The 19,053-nt window shown below is 70.0% G+C and carries 19 protein-coding genes; 8 read left to right on the forward strand and 11 right to left on the reverse strand.

The features are described from left to right. Nucleotides 1–71 precede the first annotated feature (71 nt). A complete protein-coding gene (locus AC4D2F_RS09170) occupies nucleotides 72–1,367 on the reverse strand; it encodes a DUF2254 domain-containing protein (RefSeq protein WP_490910258.1) in 1,296 nt (431 codons plus the stop codon). Between the two features lie 251 nt (nucleotides 1,368–1,618). On the opposite strand from AC4D2F_RS09170, the gene AC4D2F_RS09175 reads away from it, so the two are divergent. Both AC4D2F_RS09175 and AC4D2F_RS09180 read left to right on the forward strand, forming a co-directional pair. After that, entirely contained in the window at nucleotides 1,619–2,983 is a 1,365-nt protein-coding gene (locus tag AC4D2F_RS09175; RefSeq protein ID WP_104167814.1) for an MFS transporter, read from the forward strand. 309 nt (nucleotides 2,984–3,292) lie between these two features. Next, complete coding sequence (locus tag AC4D2F_RS09180) at nucleotides 3,293–4,942, forward strand: thiamine pyrophosphate-binding protein (RefSeq protein WP_490910259.1); 1,650 nt, start codon at nucleotides 3,293–3,295, stop codon at nucleotides 4,940–4,942. A 2-nt stretch (nucleotides 4,943–4,944) separates the two neighbouring features. On the opposite strand, the gene AC4D2F_RS09185 is transcribed toward AC4D2F_RS09180, so the two are convergent. Together AC4D2F_RS09185 and AC4D2F_RS09190 are read right to left on the reverse strand one after the other, a co-directional pair. Beyond that, on the reverse strand, nucleotides 4,945–5,511 hold the full coding sequence (locus tag AC4D2F_RS09185) for a dihydrofolate reductase family protein (RefSeq protein ID WP_490910260.1): 567 nt from the start codon (nucleotides 5,509–5,511) through the stop codon (nucleotides 4,945–4,947). 22 nt (nucleotides 5,512–5,533) lie between these two features. Beyond that, nucleotides 5,534–6,268, reverse strand: coding sequence for an MOSC domain-containing protein (locus AC4D2F_RS09190; RefSeq protein WP_490910261.1), 735 nt, complete (start codon nucleotides 6,266–6,268; stop codon nucleotides 5,534–5,536). A 324-nt stretch (nucleotides 6,269–6,592) separates the two neighbouring features. Here AC4D2F_RS09190 and AC4D2F_RS09195 point away from each other — a divergent pair, with 324 nt between their 5' ends. Then, nucleotides 6,593–7,663 (forward strand): zinc-dependent alcohol dehydrogenase family protein, encoded by a 1,071-nt coding sequence (locus tag AC4D2F_RS09195; RefSeq protein ID WP_490910262.1) that lies wholly within the window; start codon nucleotides 6,593–6,595, stop codon nucleotides 7,661–7,663. Between the two features lie 117 nt (nucleotides 7,664–7,780). Here AC4D2F_RS09195 and AC4D2F_RS09200 read toward each other — a convergent pair whose 3' ends face one another. From AC4D2F_RS09200 to AC4D2F_RS09215, 4 genes are read right to left on the reverse strand one after another with little or no spacing between them, the layout of a single operon-like run. After that, entirely contained in the window at nucleotides 7,781–8,476 is a 696-nt protein-coding gene (locus tag AC4D2F_RS09200; RefSeq protein ID WP_490910263.1) for an LmeA family phospholipid-binding protein, read from the reverse strand. A 60-nt stretch (nucleotides 8,477–8,536) separates the two neighbouring features. Beyond that, nucleotides 8,537–9,868: a phenylacetate--CoA ligase PaaK gene (paaK, locus tag AC4D2F_RS09205; RefSeq protein ID WP_104167809.1), complete on the reverse strand. Its 1,332-nt coding sequence runs from the start codon at nucleotides 9,866–9,868 to the stop codon at nucleotides 8,537–8,539. 43 nt (nucleotides 9,869–9,911) lie between these two features. Next, nucleotides 9,912–10,628 carry an IclR family transcriptional regulator gene (locus tag AC4D2F_RS09210; RefSeq protein ID WP_490910264.1) on the reverse strand — a complete coding sequence of 239 codons (717 nt, stop codon included), beginning with the start codon at nucleotides 10,626–10,628 and terminating at the stop codon, nucleotides 9,912–9,914. A 28-nt stretch (nucleotides 10,629–10,656) separates the two neighbouring features. After that, nucleotides 10,657–12,585 (reverse strand): FAD-binding monooxygenase, encoded by a 1,929-nt coding sequence (locus AC4D2F_RS09215; RefSeq protein ID WP_490910265.1) that lies wholly within the window; start codon nucleotides 12,583–12,585, stop codon nucleotides 10,657–10,659. 135 nt (nucleotides 12,586–12,720) lie between these two features. On the opposite strand from AC4D2F_RS09215, the gene AC4D2F_RS09220 reads away from it, so the two are divergent. Then, nucleotides 12,721–13,446 carry a GAF and ANTAR domain-containing protein gene (locus AC4D2F_RS09220; protein WP_490910266.1) on the forward strand — a complete coding sequence of 242 codons (726 nt, stop codon included), beginning with the start codon at nucleotides 12,721–12,723 and terminating at the stop codon, nucleotides 13,444–13,446. A gap of 15 nt (nucleotides 13,447–13,461) precedes the next feature. Here the strand turns inward: AC4D2F_RS09220 and AC4D2F_RS09225 are convergent, their stop codons facing one another. Genes AC4D2F_RS09225 through AC4D2F_RS09235 form a run of 3 tightly spaced genes read right to left on the reverse strand, consistent with a single transcriptional unit; the run spans nucleotide 13,462 to nucleotide 14,598 of the window. Then, on the reverse strand, nucleotides 13,462–14,184 hold the full coding sequence (locus tag AC4D2F_RS09225) for a GAF and ANTAR domain-containing protein (RefSeq protein ID WP_490910267.1): 723 nt from the start codon (nucleotides 14,182–14,184) through the stop codon (nucleotides 13,462–13,464). 43 nt (nucleotides 14,185–14,227) lie between these two features. After that, nucleotides 14,228–14,374 carry a hypothetical protein gene (locus tag AC4D2F_RS09230; RefSeq protein WP_490910268.1) on the reverse strand — a complete coding sequence of 49 codons (147 nt, stop codon included), beginning with the start codon at nucleotides 14,372–14,374 and terminating at the stop codon, nucleotides 14,228–14,230. After that, on the reverse strand, nucleotides 14,371–14,598 hold the full coding sequence (locus tag AC4D2F_RS09235; protein ID WP_490910269.1) for a hypothetical protein: 228 nt from the start codon (nucleotides 14,596–14,598) through the stop codon (nucleotides 14,371–14,373). Before AC4D2F_RS09235 ends, AC4D2F_RS09230 begins: the two co-directional genes overlap by 4 nt. A gap of 510 nt (nucleotides 14,599–15,108) precedes the next feature. Here AC4D2F_RS09235 and AC4D2F_RS09240 point away from each other — a divergent pair. The 4 genes from AC4D2F_RS09240 (at nucleotide 15,109) to AC4D2F_RS09255 (ending at nucleotide 18,208) form a co-directional block, all read left to right on the forward strand. Further along, a complete protein-coding gene (locus AC4D2F_RS09240) occupies nucleotides 15,109–15,798 on the forward strand; it encodes a GAF and ANTAR domain-containing protein (protein WP_490910270.1) in 690 nt (229 codons plus the stop codon). 91 nt (nucleotides 15,799–15,889) lie between these two features. Continuing rightward, nucleotides 15,890–16,573, forward strand: a complete 684-nt coding sequence (locus tag AC4D2F_RS09245) for a GAF domain-containing protein (protein WP_490910271.1) — start codon at nucleotides 15,890–15,892, stop codon at nucleotides 16,571–16,573. A 214-nt stretch (nucleotides 16,574–16,787) separates the two neighbouring features. Next, on the forward strand, nucleotides 16,788–17,468 hold the full coding sequence (locus AC4D2F_RS09250) for a GAF and ANTAR domain-containing protein (protein WP_490910272.1): 681 nt from the start codon (nucleotides 16,788–16,790) through the stop codon (nucleotides 17,466–17,468). Nucleotides 17,469–17,494: 26 nt separating this feature from the next. Next, complete coding sequence (locus AC4D2F_RS09255) at nucleotides 17,495–18,208, forward strand: GAF and ANTAR domain-containing protein (protein WP_490910273.1); 714 nt, start codon at nucleotides 17,495–17,497, stop codon at nucleotides 18,206–18,208. A gap of 58 nt (nucleotides 18,209–18,266) precedes the next feature. Here AC4D2F_RS09255 and AC4D2F_RS09260 read toward each other — a convergent pair whose 3' ends face one another. Then, nucleotides 18,267–18,914: a sensor histidine kinase gene (locus tag AC4D2F_RS09260; RefSeq protein ID WP_490910274.1), complete on the reverse strand. Its 648-nt coding sequence runs from the start codon at nucleotides 18,912–18,914 to the stop codon at nucleotides 18,267–18,269. Nucleotides 18,915–19,053 lie beyond the last annotated feature (139 nt).

A 19,053-nucleotide genomic window follows, 5' to 3' on the forward strand; every position in this document is an offset into this window, starting at 1 on the left:
ACGAACATCACCGCATCGCGTGAACACTACGACCAAAACCGGCCGGGCGAGCCGGGACCGCGCACGGGGGTTCACCGTGCAGCGGACCCCTGCCCGTCGCGCAGGGGGTGCGACATGGTGAGCTCGTCCGCCGATCCGATTCCGGACGGGTCCGCCACCAGCATGGCCCTGCGGTCCGCGTCGCTGCCGGTGGAAGCGGCGGCGGTCTCGGTCAGCAGGGCCAGCTGGTGCTCGAGCGCCGCTCGCCGCTCGGGGAGCGCGACGGTCAGCAGATCCTCCAGCGCTGCCCGCAGGCGCCGGACGACCTGGGGTGATCCCGCGCCGGCCTGCCGGATCTCGTCGAACGCGAGGCGCACGTAGCCCTCCCAGTGCATGGTGGGCACGGTGAGCCGCAGCGTCCCGTCCCTGTCCTCGTACCGGCCGTCGTGCAGCGGTCGCTGGGCGATCTGGCGCAGGATGTCATGGATGCGGTCGATGGACTGCACGGCGGTGGTGGGATCATCGAGGGGTCCTCCTGACAGGGAGTGCTCGGCGATGTCCACCAGCATCCTCAGGCCGTAGGCCACGTCCTGGTTCATGGTCCGCTCGGGGCCGGTGACGATGGCCCTGCTCACGGCGCGGTGGGAGATGCCGGACGGATCCCCGACGATGCGCACGATCGAGGCCCCCTTCGGCACGAAGTCCCCCACCGCCCACAGCAGTTCGAACCGGCAATCCGCCTTCGTGGCCAGGAGGATGAGGCGATCGTGGTCGATGGTGAAGACGACCCCTCCGTGGGGCGCGGAGACGAAGCCTGGATCAGGGTCCGCCGCCGTCCCCGGTCCCGGGTAGACGCGATCGAGGGTCCTCATCGTGTCGTGGGCGACCCAGCCGACCAGCGCCGCGGCGCGCAGGGACTGGCCGATGTGATTCAGGTACCAGACGAGTGTCGCGATGCACGAGAGCACCAGCACGATGGCGATGAGGACGGCAAGGCCAGGGACGGTCCCGCCGTCGGGAGTGGTCCTGATGGCCCGCATCGAGAGCAGGGCGTGGCTGAACGTCCCGGCGAACAGGCCGAGCGCCACCTGGCTAGGGCGGTCCTGCAGGATCTGGCGGACGATGCGCGGCGAGAAGCTGCCCATTGCGAGCTGAACGACCAGCACCAGTAGCGACAGCACCAGCCCCGTGAGGGTCAGCATCGCGAAAGCGATGAGATAGAGGATCTGCATCGCGGCCGTGGTGTCGCCGGTGACACTCTCGGGGATCATGTCTCCGTCGTCGATCGACGTGGTGATCAGGGACAGGGCGATGCCCCCGAGGATGAACAGCACCGGCACGACCCACAGGCTCGTCTTGAGCCAGTGTTCGAGGCGGAATCGTCTCATGACCACCTACTTCTGAACCATCGAGTGCATCCCGCCCACTCTTGCTGGCTTCGGGGTCCCGGTGCAAGGACTCCCGCCCTCCGGTCCGCGGTCGCCACCGCCACGATTTCCTGCATAGCGAGGAGGAACCCTTGACCCCTCCCGAAGCTCGGCCTAGCATTCGTATACGATTTTGTGCCCGACGGCGACGACCAGGGCGTCCTCACCCGGCACACGAGTAGCCACGCACTGCAAAAACAAGGGAGTTTTTCATGGCACTAGCGTCCGAGCGTCCAGACGCACAGCCCCGGGACGGCATGAGTGCGGCCGACCGCAAGGTCCTCGCCGGCACCATGGTGGGCACCACGATCGAGTGGTACGACTTCTTCATCTTCGCCCAGGCCGCCGGCATCGTCTTCGCGACACTGTATTTCGGGCCGCTCGAGGGCGAGAGCCCCGGTCTCGCCCAGCTCGTCGCCTGGGCCACGATCGGTATCAGCTTCTTCTTCCGGCCCCTCGGCGCCGTCGTCGCAGGTCGTCTCGGTGACAAGATCGGCCGGAAGAAGATGCTCGTCTTCACCCTGATCCTGATGGGGTCCGCGACCGCCCTGATCGGCCTGCTGCCCACCTACGCACAGATCGGCATCTGGGCGCCGATCCTGCTCATGCTCCTGCGCATCCTGCAGGGTTTCTCCGCTGGCGGGGAGTGGGGTGGCGCAGCCCTCATGGCCGTCGAGCACGCACCGGTGAACAAGCGCGGCTTCTGGGGGGCCTACCCGCAGATCGGCGTCCCGGTCGGCATGATCCTGGCCACCCTGGTGCTGTTCCTGCTGCGCAGCTCGATGTCCCCGGAGGACTTCCTCGCCTGGGGCTGGCGCATCCCGTTCCTGCTCTCCGTGGTCCTGATCGTCGTCGGCTACTTCATCCGCGCCGCCGTCGCCGAGAGCCCCGTCTTCAAGCGCATGATCGAGCGGAAGCGCGACACCGCCACCCCCCTGCGCGATCTGCTGAAGAGCAACAAGAAGCACGTGATCCTCGCCGCGGTCATCTTCATCGGCAACAACGCCGCCGGCTACCTCGTGATCGCGTTCCTCTCGTCCTACGCACAGCGCACCCTCGGCATGCCGGCGGCTCCCGTGCTCCTCGCGACGCTCCTCGCGTCCTTCGGCTGGCTCATCTTCACGCTCTACGGCGGCATCCTGTCCGACCGCATCGGCCGCGTGCGGACCTTCCAGATCGGCTACGGCCTCATCTTCGTCTGGATGATCCCGATGTTCATGCTGATCGACACCCGCAGCATCTGGGCGTACGGCATCGCCATCTTCGTCCTCACCATCGGACTCGGGCTGTCCTACGGCCCCATGTCCGCGATGTACGCCGAGATGTTCCCCGCCAACGTCCGTTACTCCGGCATCGGCATCGGCTATGCCCTCGGGGCGATCCTCGGTGGCGCCTTCGCAGCCCTCATCGCCGAGGCACTCCTCATCGCCACCGGATGGTCCGGCTCCATCAGCCTCTACATCATGGGCCTCTGCGTCATCTCCTTCATCGGTGTCACCCTGGTCAAGGAGACCAAGGGGGCGCCCCTGGAGGCGGAGACGGACGACGCCGGCGCGGGGGCCGAGCACCGCGCCTGACCGGCCGACGCCGTCGGGCCCGGCCCGCCGCACCCCCTGGACATGCCCACCGACCGCACCGGCCCGGCGGGCATGTCCACGCATGCCCACCGGGCGGGCCGGCCCGGCGGGCGGAGCGGCCGGGGAGAACGCGGGGAACCGCGCGCCGTGCCCGCTATAGTGGCACTCGTCGGGCGCCACGGGCGCCGTGCCTGAAAAAGAGGCAATAAGGGCATCGCCCGAGGCACATACGGAATTCACCCACCAGGTCCCCGGGTGACCGTGTGCCTGCACCAGCGCCACGGGGACTTCGCCTGCAAGGATCCGACAATGGCCACCGTCTCCGCCCGCATCGTCTCCGCCCTCCTGCCCGCCACCACCGAGGTGTTCGGCGTCATGGGCAACGGGAACGCGCATTTCCTCGACGCCGTCATGGCCGCACCCACCCTGCACTTCACCGCGGTGCGGCACGAGGCCGGGGCCGTCGCGGCCGCCGACGCCTACCACCGGGCCGGCGGGCGCCTCGCCGTCGCCACCACCACGTACGGCGCCGGGTTCACGAACGCGCTGACCCCGCTGGCCGAGGCCGTCCAGGCGGACATCCCGCTGCTGCTCGTGGTCGGTGATGCTCCCACTACCGGGCTGCGCGCGTGGGACGTCGATCAGGCCCTCGTGGCCAAGGGGCTCGGCGCCACGACGTTCACGGTCTCCGCCGCTCGTCCGCTGGCGGTGACGACGGCGGCGGTCGAGCACGCGCTCCGTCACCGCGAGGCCGTGGTGCTGGCCATCCCGTACGACCTCGCCGCTGCGGAGGCCGCCGAGGAGGAAACCCCGGCGGCGCCGGCACCCCTCCCCCGCCCGGCACCGGCGGCGGGTGACGTCGACCGCGTCGCGGCGCAACTCTCGTCCGCCGAACGGCCCCTGGTCCTGGCCGGCCGCGGCGCCTGGGTGAGCGGGGCAGGCGACGCGGCAGCACACCTCGCCGACCGCCTCGGCGCCCTCACCGCCACCTCGGGTCTCGGCGCGGGACTCTTCGGGGACGCCGCCGCCCTCGGCATCGCGGGCGGCTGGGCCTCGGAGCGCACCGCCGGTCTGATCGAGCAGGCCGACGTGGTCCTGGTCCTCGGCGCGCGGCTCAACCAGTTCACGCTGCGCTTCGGCCACTCCTTCGGCGCCGACGCCCGGGTCATCCAGGTGGATCTCGCCGCCGGCCCCACCTCGCCGGCCGTCACCGACTTCGTGCACGCCGATGCACGCCTCGCGGCGGAGGCGCTGCTCGCCGCCGTCGACCGCCGCGAGGGCGATCAGCGGTGGAGCACGCGTGCCGCCGGGGACGCCCTGCGGGCCCATGACGCCCGGGACGACGGCGAGCCGACGGCACCGGACGGCCGGCTGGACCCTCGGAGCCTGTGCCGCGCGCTGGACAGGATGCTGCCGGCGGACCGGACGGTGGTGCAGGACGGCGGCCACTTCATCGGCTGGGCGCCCGGGTATCTGCGCGTGCCCGCGCCGAACCGCCTGATCATGGTGGGCACTGCGTACCAGACCATCGGTCTCGGCTTCCCCAGCGCCGTCGGTGCAGCCCGCGCGCTGCCGGACTCCACCGTGGTCCTGTGCACGGGCGACGGCGGCGCGCTCATGGCCCTCGCCGATCTCGACACGGTCATCAGGACCGCACGCCGCGCCGTCATCGTGGTCTTCAACGACGCCGCCTACGGAGCGGAGGTCCACCAATATGCCGTTCGGGGCATAAACCCGGGGCCCATGCTGATCGACGAGGTGGATTTCGCCGCCGTCGCCCGGGCCCTCGGGGCGCGGTCCGCGACCATCGACGCGCTCGACGACCTCGCCGCGGTGGCGGGCTGGCTCGCGTCCGACGACGACGGAGTCCTGCTGCTGGACTGCAGGATCTCCCGGCAGGTCGTCGCCCCCTATATGCAGGAGATCGTCGCCGTCGCCGCCCGGGTGGGCGCCCGCTGAGGTCAGTGCCTCACGCGGTAGCGGGAGATCACGACGCCCGAGCCGAAGACACGGCTGCCGACGAGTTCGAGGTCCGCGCGGCGGTGGTGGCGTGGGAAGAACGGGCGGCCGCCCCCGACCAGCACCGGATGGACCCGCACCTGGTACTCGTCGATGAGGTCCAGCGCAGCCGCCTCCTCGGCGAGGGTGGCCCCTCCGATGGCGATGTCCCCCTCCGCCGGGTCGGCGCGCAAGCGCTCGATCTCGTCCGCCAGGCTGGCGGACGCTAGACGGGTGTTGCTCCCCCGCACCGCGGACAGCGAGTGGGAGAACACCACCTTCGGCAGCCCTTTCCACAGTGCGGTCCACTCGCGGTCCGGCTCGTCGGCCGAGGAACCCTGGTCGGCGGTCTCCCAGTACAGCATCGTCTCGTAGAGCCGGCGCCCCAGCAGGTGGACGCCGACCGTGCGGATCTCGTCGATGGCGGACCGGAAGACCTCCTCGTCGGGCGTCGTGAAGTCGAAGCCACCATCCGGACCGACGATGTAGCCGTCCAGGGAGACCCCCATCGAGTAGGTCACGTTGCGCATCAGCTCTCTCCTCCGTGATGTATCAGGACTCGGTACTTAGCAGGGTCACCACATCTCCCACGCTGATTGCTCCGGTGCGGTCGACGCGGGCCTGCACCCCGAACTCCATCCCATTGTGGACGGAGAGTGCCCTCAACGCCTTGGGACCGGCGCCCATCCCGGCCTGGGGCTGGTCGATCATCGTGCAGCGGGGCATGCCGGCATCGACGGTGACGATCACGTCCGCCCCGATGGCAAGCTCCACGCCCGTCCAGTCGCGTTCGAGGAACAGCGGAGCGGACCCCGTGTCCAGGACGAGATTCGGGCGGAAGCGACGTTCCTCCACCATTCCGCCCAGCAGGTCCGCGAGCGCGGCGAGGGACGACGTCGTCAGCAGGTGGAGCGGCGACTCGTCGTGGTGCTGGAGCGTGGTCCCCTGCCTCAGCACCAGCTCCTGGCCGAACCCCGTGGTCAGTGCCTCGGAGGCTGCAGGGTCATCCACCCGGTACGGGACACCCGCCGGACTGCGGAGGAGGGGGACGCCGTCGTGCCCGTCCAGCTCCGACGTCCAGTCCAGCAGCCCTGGGACGGGCCGGAAGCGGCGTGTGCGCTTGCCGCTGGCAATCCCGCCGTCGTGCGTGTAGACCGCCCAGCGGCGGTCGTGCTCGAGCCCCGACGGGGTGACGGCGGCGGCGCCCACCGCCTGGCCCGACGTCGACTTCACCGGATAGCGGTACAGCGCGCGGACCCGCCCGACGGGTGTTCCCTGGTGCGGCATGCGGTCATTCTCGCACCACGGCTCGCAGGCGTCACGGAGGCGCTGGAGCCGGCCACCACCCGGCAGGGGCGAGGCGCCCTCCGGAGAGCCGATCGGGGGGGGGGGGGGGGGGGGGGGGGGGGGGGGGGGGGGGGGGGGGGGGGGGGCTCTGGGGGGGGGAGATGGGGGGCCCCCCCCCCCCCCCCCCCCCCCCCCCCCCCCCGCAGCGTACGATGAGCCCTCTACCAGGGGGTCCCATGGCGCTCGAGGACGACGGACAGGCGGGTGGACGGATCCGCGGACCGGAGCGTAGCGCCGGCCCCGCCACGGATCGAGGGGTGAGCCGTGCGCGCGTGGTGGATTGACGACCCCGCGCACGATTCCCCCGATCCCACGGCCGGGCCCGGCACGAGGAGCACGTCGACGCTGGTGTTCGGCACCCGGCCCTACCCGGTCCCCGGCCCCGGTGAGCTGCTGGTGGGCGTCCGGGCCTGCGGGGTGTGCAGGACGGATCTGCACCTGGTCGAGGGCGATCTGCCGGCGAAACACCCACGCACCGTGCCGGGGCACGAGATCGTCGGCACGGTGGTGGACACCGGACCCGGCTGCCGGCTCTTCCGCGTGGGCGACAGCGTGGGCATCGCGTGGCTCCGCTCCACGTGCGGCGCCTGCCGCTTCTGCCTCCGGGGCGACGAGAACCTGTGCCTGTCCCCCCGGTTCACCGGCTGGGACGACGACGGCGGGTACGCCGAGCTCGTGACCGTGCCCGAGGCCTTCGCGTATGCGGTGCCGCCGGGGTTCGACGACGAGGAGGCGGCCCCGCTGCTCTGTGCCGGGATCATCGGGTACCGGGCGCTGCGCCGGTCCGGGGTGCGGCCCGGTGGTCGGCTCGGCATCTATGGCTTCGGGGCGTCCGCCCACCTCGCCGCGCAGGTGGCGCTGTTCGAGGGCGTGGAGGTGTCCGTCATGACCCGCTCGGCGAGCGCGCGGCGCCTGGCCGCGGATCTGGGCGCCGTCTTCGTGGGGGACGTCGCCGCGGAACCGCCGCAGCCGCTGGACGCCGCCATCCTCTTCGCGCCCGCCGGCAGCCTGGTGCCCGCCGCCCTGCGGGCCCTGGACCGCGGCGGCACCCTGGCCATCGCGGGTATCCACCTCAGCGACATCCCGGTGCTGCACTACGCGGACGAGCTCTTCCAGGAACGCCGGCTCTGCAGCGTCACGGCGAACACCCGGACCGACGGCCGTGAACTCCTGGCGCTCGCCGCACGCATCCCGCTGCGCCCCACCATCCAGCGGTATCCGTTCAGCGCCGCGGACCGCGCGCTCGAGGACCTGGCGGCGGACCGCGTCGACGGCGCGGCGGTCCTGCACCTGGCCGGCGGTACCGGTGGGGACACCGGGGCCGACGGGGCCTGAGCGCCGTGAAGTCCGCGGCCACCCCGGCGTCCCGGCGACGAAGTGGGTGACCCGGACGGCCGCCGGCCCGGAACGGTCCGCGCCCGCGGCAGGAGGTCGGGCCGACCGGCGGCGGCCTCAGGGCGCGAGCGCGACGCCCTCACCGGTGAGGTTGGCACGGAACCCGTCGCCCTGGACGGCGACGTCCCGGAGCACGAGCCCCTCGGGCAGGCCCTCGATCTCGTGCTCGATCGTGACGAAGCGGCGGACGATTGCGGCGATCCCGTCGGAGAGGAAGCCGGGGCCGCCGAGGTCGATCGAGCGCGGCTCCATGACGAGCCTGCCGTCCTCGACGTCGACGGTGCCGGTGGCGGTGACGGGGAGGTCCCGGCCCAGGGCTTGGACGGTGCGCACCACCGTGACCTGCCCGTCGTCGGCCGGGCGGACCACGGCGCCCCCGCCGAGCTCGGCGGCGACGGCGTCGAACGGCACCGTCGCGTCCACGGTGAGGCGCTCGGCGACCAACCCGGTCGGTCCGGTGACCACGCCCTGCCCGACGGCCCGGACGTCCCGCAGGGTCGAGCCTGCAGCCACCACGGTCCCGGCGTCCAGCTCGAGATCGGCGAGCCAGACCTCGTCCTCGCCCAGTCCGGCAGGGGGCTCCGCCTGCGGCTCTTCCAGGGGCGGCGGTCCGGAGTCCGCGCCCGCCGGCGCACCCCCGCCCGCGCCGGCCGGGCTGCTCGCCGCCCACCAGAGGACCACGACGGCGACCCCGAGGACGACGAGCATCCCCAGAGCACCGATCAGCCAGTCCCTCACGCGCGTCCACATCATCAGCACAGTCTGGTGGAGCGCCGCCTCGGACGCGAACCCCCGCTCCGGGACGGCCTGCCGTCAGCCGCGGGGCCGGAGGTCGTAGATCCGCCGGAGCTTGCCGCTGGAGCGCACGAGGGAGCCCTGCTCCACGACGGTGACGGCGCACGTGGAGCCGATGTGCGTCTTGACCTGGTGCCGGAGCTCGACGGCGGCCGCGGCGGCATCGGCGGCCGTGACGCCCTCGCGCGGTTCCACCTTGATGGTCAGCTGGTCCATCCGCTGGCCCTCGGGGCGCGTCAGTTCGAGCTGGAAGTGCGGGCTCAGGGCGGGGATGCGCAGCGTGAGCTCCTCGACCTGGGTGGGGAACAGGTTCACGCCGCGCACGATCACCATGTCATCGCTCCGCCCGGTGATGCGCTCCATGCGGCGCATGCCGGGCCGCGCGGTACCGGGCTGGAGGCGGGTGAGGTCGTGGGTGCGGTAGCGGATGATGGGCAGCGCCTCCTTGGTGAGGGACGTGAAGACGAGTTCTCCCGCCTGGCCGTCGCCCTGCACCTGCTCCGTGAAGGGGTCGATGATCTCGGGCCGGAAGTGGTCCTCCCAGATGTGCGAGCCGTCCTTGGACTCCACGCATTCGCCGGCGACGCCGGGGCCCATGACCTCGGACAGACCGTAGATGTCGCAGGCGTCGAATCCCGCGCGCCCCTCGAGTTCCTGCCGCATACCCTCCGTCCACGGCTCGGCGCCCAGCACTCCGGTCCTCAGGGACGTCGAGGACGGGTCGATCCCGGCGGCGGCCATGGTGTCGAGGATGGTCAGCAGGTAGGTGGGCGTGGCGAGGATGGCGTCGGGTTCGAAGTCCCGGATGAGCTGCACCTGCCGTTCGGTCTGGCCACCGGAGATGGGGATGACGGTGCAGCCCAGCCGCTCGGCGCCCGCGTGCGCCCCGAGGCCGCCCGTGAACAGCCCGTAGCCGTAGGCGTTGTGGACCTTCCAGCCGGCCTTCACGCCGGAGGCACGGAGCGAGCGCGCCACGAGGGACGCCCACCGGTCGAGGTCCCCCGCCGTGTAGCCGACGACGGTGGGCTGGCCCGTGGTGCCCGACGACGCGTGGATGCGGGCCACGCGCTCCTGCGGGACGGCGAACATGCCGAACGGGTAGGTGCTGCGCAGGTCCTCCTTGGTGGTGAACGGGAACTTTGCGAGGTCGGCGAGCTCGCGCAGGTCCTCGGGGTGGACGCCGGCCTCGTCGAACTTCCGCCGGTACAGGGGCACCTGTGCGTAGGCGTGAGCGAGCGTGGCCTGCAGGCGGTCCAGCTGGACGGACTCCAGGTGGTCGCGGGACCACGTCTCCTCGACGTCGAGGGTGGCGGGATCCGCGGCGGACGCGCGGAGGGGGGTGGTGGTCATGGCTGGTCCTTCGCACGGAGGGGTATGGGGTGGTGGGGCCGTCTCACAGGACGGATCCGACGGCGCGGGCCGCTGCGGCGACACGGGCGCCGATGGCCTCGACCGGCTGGTCGCTGCGGAGGTAGACGACGGCGAGCGCGGCCGGGAGCCTGCCGCGGACGTGCACGGGGGCGGCGACGGAACTGACGCCGGGGATCACCTCGTCCTGGCTCGTGGCGTACCCGGTGGCCGCCGCGATCCTGGATTCCTCCCGGTAGGGCGAGCCCGGCGCCAGGCGCTGCCAGTGCGCCTCGGTGAGGGCGGACTGGATGGCGATGCCGGGCGCCCCGGCGTCGAAGGGGTGGCGTGAGCCCGGCCGCTGGACCAGGGTGCCCTCGCCGTGCGGCGGTTCGACGGCGACGAGGGTGACGCAGTGGTGCCGGTCCCAGACCGCGATGAACGCCGTCATCTGCAGGTCGGACGCCACCGCGGTGAGTTCGGGCAGCGCGGCGGTCTGCAGCCTGGGTGCCACGCCCCGGGCCAGGTTCGCGAGTCCCGGGCCGGCCTGGAAACGGCCGCCGGCGTCCCGGACCACGAGCGAGTGTTCCTCGAGGGTGCGCAGGATCCGGTAGGCGATGGAGCGGTGCACCTCCAGCGCGCCCGCGATCTCCGCCGTCGTCAGTCCGTCCGGGGTCTCCGCGAGGATCTCCAGGGCCCGGATGCCCCGCGACAGGGTCTGGGAGGCGGGGGCCGACGGCGTCGCTCCTGCGGCGGCCGTCATGCCCGGGCCCGCCTGTGACATCCGCATGTCAGGCGAAGGCCCGTCCGGTGTCCGCCGCCCCGGGGCGGACCGCCCGGGAGGCCAGCAGCGGGGCGAAGAACGCGGCGAGGCCCGCCGTGTCGGCCAGTGGGAGCACGTGCGCCACGTACTGGTCGGGGCGGACGACGACGACGACGCCCGCGCGCTCCAGTCCGCGCAGGTCGAAGATGTCCGAGGCCGGATCGGCGGCGTACACCTTCTCGTAGTCGGTGAGCCCGAACGGGCCCACCGCCGGTGTGAACTCCGCCGGCACCCGCCCGAGGTCCACCTGCGTGTGGTCCTGCTGGTAGATCACCTTCAGGTCGAACCAGGCGTCCCGGTCGGCGTCCGGGCGCGTGGCGGCGAGCGGCGAGTCGGGGTGCGTGCCGATCCAGTCGGCGAACGCCGCCACACCGGAGGACGCACCGGGCTCCGCCCGGTCGGCGAATACGTAGAGGCGCCACCGGCCGTCCGCCGTCGCGTGGTGTCCGAGGTGCATCGGGACGCCGTCGCACACACGGACGACGGGCGCGGACTTGAAGCGCTTGCCGACGGGGAAGCCGGTGGCGAGGTCCTGGTGCGTGGGTTCCGCGACGAGCACGGACGGCGCGTACTGCGTCATGAAGCCCGCAGGGAACTCCATGGTCCTCACGTAGAAGTCCTCGAGTTCGGACGGGTCGGCGAACTCCTCCGGCTTGCGCGCCATGAGCGTCGACCATTCCTTGTCGAACGCGATGAGGTCCTTCGCGACGACCTGCCGTTCGGCCGAGTACGTGGCCAGCAGGGCCTCCGGGCTGCGGCCCTCGAGAACGTGCCCGAGTTTCCAGCCGAGGTTGAAGCCGTCCTGCATGGACACGTTCATCCCCTGGCCCGCCTTGGCGCTGTGCGTGTGGCAGGCGTCGCCGGTGATGAAGACGCGCGGGGTGCGGGTGCCCACGTCCTCCGGCAGGACGTCGTCGAACCTGTCGGTGAGGCGGTGGCCCACCTCGTAGACGCTGTGCCAGGCGACGTTCCGCACGTCGAGGGTGTAGGGGCTGAGGATCGTGTTGGCCTTGGCGATGATCTGCTCGAGCGTCGTGGCCCGGACCGCGCCGTTGTCCGCCGGGTCCACCTCGCCGAGGTCCACGTACATACGGAAGAGGTGCCCGCCCTCCCTCGGGATCAGCAGGATGCTGCCGCCGGCCCCGGACTGGATGGCGCACTTGCGGCGGATGTCGGGGAAGTCGGTGACCGCGAGGGCATCCATCACGCCCCACGCGTGGTTGGCCTTGTCCCCGGCGAGGGTGCAGCCGATCGCCTGACGGACCTTGCTGCGGGCGCCGTCAGCACCGACCACGTACTTCGCGCGGACGGTGCGCTCCGTACCGGCGCGCTCCCCCGCGGCGCGCGTGAGGGTGACCCGCACCGGGTAGTCCTGCTCGTGGTCGACCTCCAGCCCCGCGAATTCGAAGCCGTAGTCGGGTTCCATGCGGGTCGGCGCGTTCTTCATGAACTCGGCGAAGTAGTCGAGCACTCGGGCCTGGTTGACGATCAGGTGCGGGAACTCGCTGATGCCGGTCGGATCGTCCTCGGGGCGGGCGGTGCGGACGATGCGCGAGGAGTCGGCGGGATCGGGCTTCCAGAAGGCCATCTCGACGATCCGGTACGCCTCGTCGATGATGCGGTGAGCGAACCCGAAGGCCTGGAACGTCTCGACGCTGCGGGCCTGGATGCCGTCGGCCTGGCCGATCGCGAGCCTGCCCGGGCGGCGTTCCACGATCCGGGTGGTGATGCCGGGGAACTGGGAGAGCTGTGCGGCGGCGATCATGCCGGCGGGTCCCGTGCCGATGATGAGGACGTCGACCTCGTCGGGGAGCTCCTGCGGGCGGTCCAGTCCGACGCCGGCGGCCGGCTGGACGCGTGGGTCACCCGACACGTAGCCATGGTGGTGGAATTGCACGGGCTGGCCTCACTTCATCGTGGATGTGCCGTTCGCGACGTTCGATAATCGAACGCCGCGTTCTTCTTTCGTAGGCCGATGGTAGCCCGGGCGGCGGCGGCACTCAATGGCGCGCTGTGGCGTAAGTTACTGATCATGCAGAACCGCAAGCGTCCGGACGCGGCCGATCCGCAGTCCCTGCTGCTCGAGGACCGGAACATCACGGACTTCATCGACCAGTTGTCGGTCCTCGGAGAACAGCTCTTCACCGACGACGAGTCGGTGCCGTGCGGACTGATGTCCCGGCGCGGGAATCGGCGCCTGAACGTCAAGAGCAGCTCGGACACAGCCACGGCCCTCAACGAGCTCCAGCACCATGTCGGAGAAGGACCATCGCTGGCCGCGATGACGAACCATGAGCTCGTGATCGTCGACGACGCACGACGCGACGGGCGGTGGGCCCGTTATTTCGGCTCCTCTGCGGCCACCGGGTTCGCGTCGATGCTGAGCGTTCCACTGGAACTCGGACCAGAAGGACTCGCGACACTGAACTTCTACGCCCGCCCGATCGGATACTTCACCTCCGAGAGGCAACGGGTCGCTGCGGTGTTCGCCTCCCAGGCCGGCAGGGCCCTCGAGATGGCGATGCGGGTGGCCCGCTACCAGGACGCCGCGGCCGATCTGTACTCGGCGATGGAGACGCGGACCAACATCGACATCGCGGTCGGGATCATCCTCGGCCAGAGCCGGTGCACCCAAAAGGAGGCCTTCGAGATGCTCCAACGGGCCTCCAATACCCGAGGCCGGAAACTCAGCGACGTCGCCCGCGATCTGATCGTGCAAGCCACGGGCACCACGCCCCACACCCATTTCACGAACTGACAGACGCTTCCAGCGTCAGTGTCGACCCGCGTCATCGCGTCCACTGATCGCTATCGCCTGGTCCCGGACGGTGGTGCCCGTGCGGGCCGCCAGGTCGATGAGCTGCTGCATGGCCGTCTCCTTGTCGACGGCGTGGCGTTCCATGAGGATGCCACGAGCGATCCCCACGGCGTCCCGGCCGGCGAGCGCGGTCCTGCGCTCGTCACTCAGGCGTTGAGGGAGGTCGCTGGTCTGGATATGACCGAGCAGGGCTGCTGCGGATCGAGCGAGGCTCTGCAGGATCTTCCGGTCCGCGTCGGAGAACGCACCTGGGCTGTCCGAGTAGACCTTCATCGCACCCAACCGCCCCGGGTCCTTCGGCAGGGGCACGCTGAGGCAGGATCTGATTCCGCACCGGACGGCCGCTGCCCTCCACCTCTCCCACCGGAGGTCATGATGCGTATCGAGGATGTGGACGGGCGTGCCGGTCGCCCAGGCGCTCAGGCAGGGTCCTTCGCCCAACTCGTATTGCAGGTCGTCGACTTCGAGGACACCGTTGCTGGTGGCCCCGACACTCAGCCGCCCGCCGCCGCTGTCGAGAAGGCTCACACCCGCCCCGTCTGCTGACCGGATCACGGCGAAAGCGACCTCCGCGAGGCCGTCGACGGCGTCGTGGGCGGTCTGCTCCGTCAGGAGGCGGCCTCGGGTGCGCCCCGGGACCCCAGGCACCGGGGAGGGCGGAGGCGGTGTGGTGACCATGGGTTGCCGACCGATCGTTGACACGGGGACGCTGTCCTCGCCGTTAGTGGGTGAAGTGGGTGACGCGCTGCTGCGGGTCGTACGCGCTGACGATCCGTTCCTCGTCCTCGAGATCAAGGGGCACCGTCACGAGTGAACCGATACCCATGGCTTTCCCCGCAGCCCGGCCGGCGGCCTGACGCATGATCATCGCCCGAACCTCGACGGTCCCGCTGCGGGCTGGGGGTGGACCGGCCCGCCGTCGTACTGCCGGATCGCGGCATCGCCATAGCCGCTGATGGCATCCTCCGTGAGATCCTCGAGGCGGGCGAGCCCGAGAACCTCGAGGATGAGGTGGACGTGCCCCTCGACGGCGCGCAAGGGCAGGTTGAGCACCCGGGCAACGTGCTGGCCGGTCAGACCGCAGGCGATCATCGCCGCAATCGATTCCTGCCGATCTGTCAGGACGGGTCGCCGAGCGGATTGCACGGGTCCACTACCGTGCTTCGACACGGACGAGGTGAAACCGGGCGAGGGGGGCCCTGAAGTGTGGGCAGGCGACATGTCGGGACTCCTTGGCGGCAGAGAGAGCGTGGTGCCACCAGGGTCCGGGGTGTCAGCTTCAAGACTCCGCCATGCCCGCGTCTTCGTCAATCAGCGTGTCCGACCCGACGGCGATTGTTGTGGCTGCAGGGGGTGTGCACTGGGATACTGGGCGTTCAAGCCCTTGGACGGGAAGGCCGGGTTATGGTGGGGTCAGTTCTACGTGAATTCAGTGATCGTCGGCGGATTGTTGAGGGGCTTTCGGAACGATGAGTGTGCCTGCGGCCGTAGGGCCACAGCCAACGATCCGAGACCTGTCATGAAGACCGTATCCCCAGTCCTCCACCCGTGCGTCCGAAGCACCGGCCGACGCGTCCCGCCCCTCGCCCCGGGTGGGTGCGCGTGTTGAACCTCCCCGGTGATGACGATCTGTGTGCGGTGTTCCTGTCGGAACTGCCGGTGACAGGCGCTGCTATCTCGATCTTCGTCGGAACGGCGAACGAGACCCGCATGGGTGCGACGGATGACCGAGCGATCGCCTTGGACGAGGCGCAGTTCTCGGTCGGAGAGGGGCCACGATGGGATGCGATGCGGACCCGTGCGCCCGTGATCGTTCCGGATACACGCGCCGCTCACCTGGAATGGCCGGCTCTCGGCACTGCCCTTGCCGATGCGGGGGCGGCTGCTGTCTTCGTTCTGCCATTGATCGTCGGCGCCGTCAATATCGGTGTCGTGGAGATGTATCACACCCGTCCAGGATCACTCAGCGCCCCGACACTCCTTCATGCGCAGACGCTGACCAGCACGACGTCCTGGGCCCTGATGCACTCCATCCTCGACGAGGGTCGCCGCAACCCGGGAGCGATGACGGAGTCCGAGCCGCTCGCGCGTCGGGAGATCCACCAGGCCACGGGGATGATTCTCGTGCAGGCAGACGTGTCGGCCGCAGAGGCTCTCATGCTGTTGCGCGCACACGCTTTCGCCCACGAACAGACCCTCGCAGAGGCGGCACAGGCAGTCATCAACCGAAGTCTCACCTTCGCGGCGGAACCGGATGCTGTGTCGGACAGTGCCGGCAGTGAGGAACACTGATGAAAGTACTTCCATATTCCCGCCACCAGGGCGACGATACGAAGCAGTGCCGGAGGGCAGAACAATGGTGACCCGATCGAGACCCGAAAAAGTGAGCACCGCGTTCGTCAAGCTCGCCGATACCCTGGTCGCCGACTACGACGTCCTCGACATGCTCCACACTCTCGCCGAGGAATGCGTCGATCTCCTGCAGGTCGATCAGGTAGGCCTCCTGCTTGCCGGCCCTCATGGAGACCTCCAGGTCGTGGCGTCGACCAGCGAGGAGTCGGAACTCGTCGAGATCCTCCAGCTGCAGGCCGGAGAAGGCCCCTGCATCGAGTGTTACCACACCGGATCCGTCGTCACGATCGCTGATATCGCCGCTCTCGACAAGTGGCCGGCCTTCCAGCAGGCTGCCCTCCGGCAGGGTTTCGCGTCCGTCCATGTCGTTCCCCTGCGCATCCACGAGCGAGTCATCGGCGCCATGGGGCTCTTCGGCTCCGCAACCGGTGACCTGGAGCAGGAGGATGCCGTGATCGCCCAGGCGCTGGCGTCCGTGGCCACGATCAGCCTCCTGCAGGAGCGAACGATCCGGGAAAGCCAGATCGTGAACGATCAACTGCAGAGGGCGCTGAACAGCAGGATCATGATCGAGCAGGCCAAGGGTGTCATCGCCCAGATCTCCACGGTCACCATGGACGAAGCATTCAGTCGCCTGCGCAATCACGCCCGCTCCACGCACCAGACCCTTAATGACACCAGCCAGCAGGTCATCGACCGCACCCTGGTTCTCTGAAGCCGCACTCGGACCACCTTCCCCCGGCGGAAACGAGTGCGGTCGGCCCTGATCGCGGCTCCGGTGGGCGGCTACACTTGTGCCACTAGTTTCACCGGGACCGCTGACGGGCCCGCATGATCCGCCCTTCAACTGTTCGCATTGTCCGCGGAAAGGGTCAGGAAGATGCTGCGCTCGCGTTTCCTTCCACCGCCCCGGGCCAGGTGATGCACCCGTGACCGCGAACGAATCACTCGGGCTGGATCAGCTGTGTTCGGCTCTGTGCACCTCGTTCATCGAGGCGATACCGGTGTCGGGCGCTGCCCTGTCGGCATTCAGCGGATCCGCCCGGGAGACGATGCTGGGGGCCAGCGACGAGCTCGCCGCCCGGCTCGACGAGCTCCAGTTCGATCTCGGGGAAGGCCCTCGGTGGGAAGCCGCCCACTCCCGGACGCCCGTCCTCCTCCCCTATGTGCGCTCGATGACCCACGAGAAGTGGCCGGTCTTCGGAAAAGCGCTGACCGACACCGAGGTGCAGGCCCTGTTCGTCTTCCCGCTGGTCATCGGAGCCCTGGACGTGGGGGTCGTGGAGCTCTACCGGACCACCCCGGGCGAGCTGAGCCACTCCGAGCTGGTCGAGGCAGGCGTGCTCGCTGACGGGGCCGCCTGGAGTCTGCTGCGCCGCATCCTCGTCCCCGACGATGAGGACGACCCCGAAGAAGGGCTGACACCCTCCCGCCGTGAGATCCATCAGGCGACGGGTATGGTGCTCGCCCAGACCGGGGGGACGGCGGCCGATGCCCTGCTGCTGCTCCGAGGGCATGCCTTCGCGAACGGACAGACGGTACGGGAGACCTCCGGCGCCGTCCTCGACAGGCGGCTGGACTTCTCACCTCCGTTCGAATCTATGAAATGAACCTGAGGAGGCCTACCGTGGGCTTCATGGAATCCACCACCCGGGCAAGCCGGGTCAGTGCCGCGTTCGTCAGGATCGCGGACACTCTGGTCGATGAATACGATGTGCTGGACCTCCTGCACACGCTCGTCGACGAATGCGTAGGACTGCTCGACGCGACCGCTGCCGGGCTGATGCTCGCCGGTCCGGACGGTGTACTGCAGGTGCTCGCGTCCACCAGCGAGGAAAGCCGTCTCATCGAAGTCCTGCAGCAGGAGACCGGGGCCGGCCCGTGCGTGGAGTGTTACGTCACCGGGGTACCCATCACCATCCGTGACATCGCCGGGACCGGAGACCGGTGGCCGAGGTTCAAGGACGCGGCCGCGACCCAGGGCTTCCAGTCCGTGCATGCCTTTCCCCTGCGCGTGCGCGGCAAGACCATCGGTGCGATGAACCTGTTCCGCACCGAGACCGGTGAACTGAGCGAGGAGGACGTGGCCATCGGCCAGGCCCTGGCCGATGTGTCGACGATCAGCATCCTGCAGGAACGCTCCATCCGGGAATCCGCGATCGTCAACGACCAGTTGCAGCGGGCCCTGAACAGCCGGATCCTCGTCGAGCAGGCCAAGGGGGTGATCTCCCAGATCTCGAACGTCTCCACGAACGAAGCCTTCGAACGTCTGCGGACCTACGCCCGATCCCACAGGACCAGTCTGACCGACACGGCCGAAGCAGTGCTGCGGCGCACCCTCACCCTCTGACCACCAGCAGTCCTGTCGGACCGCCGACCGCGCAACCGGCGTCGCGGTTTCCTGCCGCTCAGCGGCAGCGCAGGGGCACGATGAGGAGGATGCGCGTTCCCTCGCCGGGGGAGCTCGAGATCGAGAGCGTGCCGCCGCAGAGTTCGGCGTGGTGCCGCATCGCCGTCGGGCCCCGGCCGGATACCAGCTCGGCGGACCCTGAGCCGTCGTCGGTGATTCCCAGCTCGAGATGATCCTGAACGGCCCGCAGGGTGATGGTGATGCAGTGCGCTGCAGCGTCCCGGAACGCACGGCACAGGCCTTCCCGGAGGACTCCCTGCACATGTTCGGCCACGCCGGGGTCGACAGCGATGTCGAGGGGCCCGGAAAGGCGCAACTCGGGCTGGAGAGCATGATCCCGGGCCATGGCCGCGACGAGGGCCAGGATACCGGCGCTGAAGGTCGGCGGGGGCGATCGGAGGGAGTGGATGGTACGGCGCAGGTCCCTGATCGCGGCATCCAGTTCGGCGCCCACGACGCTGATGCGTTCGAGGGCCTCACGGTCCGAGAGGTGTCTGCGCAGGCCCTGGATGCGCAGGCCCGCCGCGAACAGGCGTTGGATGACCTGGTCATTCTGCTGGACCATCTGCTCGGACCCGGCATCACCCGTCGGCCACGTCGGCGCGAGACGGGATGAAGGGGGTCGTGAATCGACGACGGAGGACATGATGGGCTCCTTGGCGGCTGGGAAGTGATCGTGCCACCAGGGTCCGGGGTGTCTGATACAAGACTCCGCCGCGCCCGCCCCGAGGTCAAGGAGTGTCGCATCCACCGCCCGGACCACGCATTGGTTGTCCGATCCGCTA

This window comes from Arthrobacter sp. TJ-263 (assembly GCF_058269155.1).

Coding starts and splice junctions, on each gene's coding strand:
- AC4D2F_RS09180 (WP_490910259.1), top strand. CDS start 3,293: ATGGCCACCGTCTCCGCCCGCATCGTCTCCGCCCTCCTGCCCGCCACC.
- paaK (WP_104167809.1), bottom strand. CDS start 9,868: ATGACCACCACCCCCCTCCGCGCGTCCGCCGCGGATCCCGCCACCCTC.
- AC4D2F_RS09175 (WP_104167814.1), top strand. CDS start 1,619: ATGGCACTAGCGTCCGAGCGTCCAGACGCACAGCCCCGGGACGGCATG.
- AC4D2F_RS09220 (WP_490910266.1), top strand. CDS start 12,721: ATGCAGAACCGCAAGCGTCCGGACGCGGCCGATCCGCAGTCCCTGCTG.
- AC4D2F_RS09170 (WP_490910258.1), bottom strand. CDS start 1,367: ATGAGACGATTCCGCCTCGAACACTGGCTCAAGACGAGCCTGTGGGTC.
- AC4D2F_RS09185 (WP_490910260.1), bottom strand. CDS start 5,511: ATGCGCAACGTGACCTACTCGATGGGGGTCTCCCTGGACGGCTACATC.
- AC4D2F_RS09255 (WP_490910273.1), top strand. CDS start 17,495: ATGGAATCCACCACCCGGGCAAGCCGGGTCAGTGCCGCGTTCGTCAGG.
- AC4D2F_RS09225 (WP_490910267.1), bottom strand. CDS start 14,184: ATGGTCACCACACCGCCTCCGCCCTCCCCGGTGCCTGGGGTCCCGGGG.
- AC4D2F_RS09235 (WP_490910269.1), bottom strand. CDS start 14,598: ATGATCGCCTGCGGTCTGACCGGCCAGCACGTTGCCCGGGTGCTCAAC.
- AC4D2F_RS09190 (WP_490910261.1), bottom strand. CDS start 6,268: ATGCCGCACCAGGGAACACCCGTCGGGCGGGTCCGCGCGCTGTACCGC.
- AC4D2F_RS09200 (WP_490910263.1), bottom strand. CDS start 8,476: ATGATGTGGACGCGCGTGAGGGACTGGCTGATCGGTGCTCTGGGGATG.
- AC4D2F_RS09230 (WP_490910268.1), bottom strand. CDS start 14,374: ATGATCATGCGTCAGGCCGCCGGCCGGGCTGCGGGGAAAGCCATGGGT.
- AC4D2F_RS09260 (WP_490910274.1), bottom strand. CDS start 18,914: ATGTCCTCCGTCGTCGATTCACGACCCCCTTCATCCCGTCTCGCGCCG.
- AC4D2F_RS09210 (WP_490910264.1), bottom strand. CDS start 10,628: ATGACGGCCGCCGCAGGAGCGACGCCGTCGGCCCCCGCCTCCCAGACC.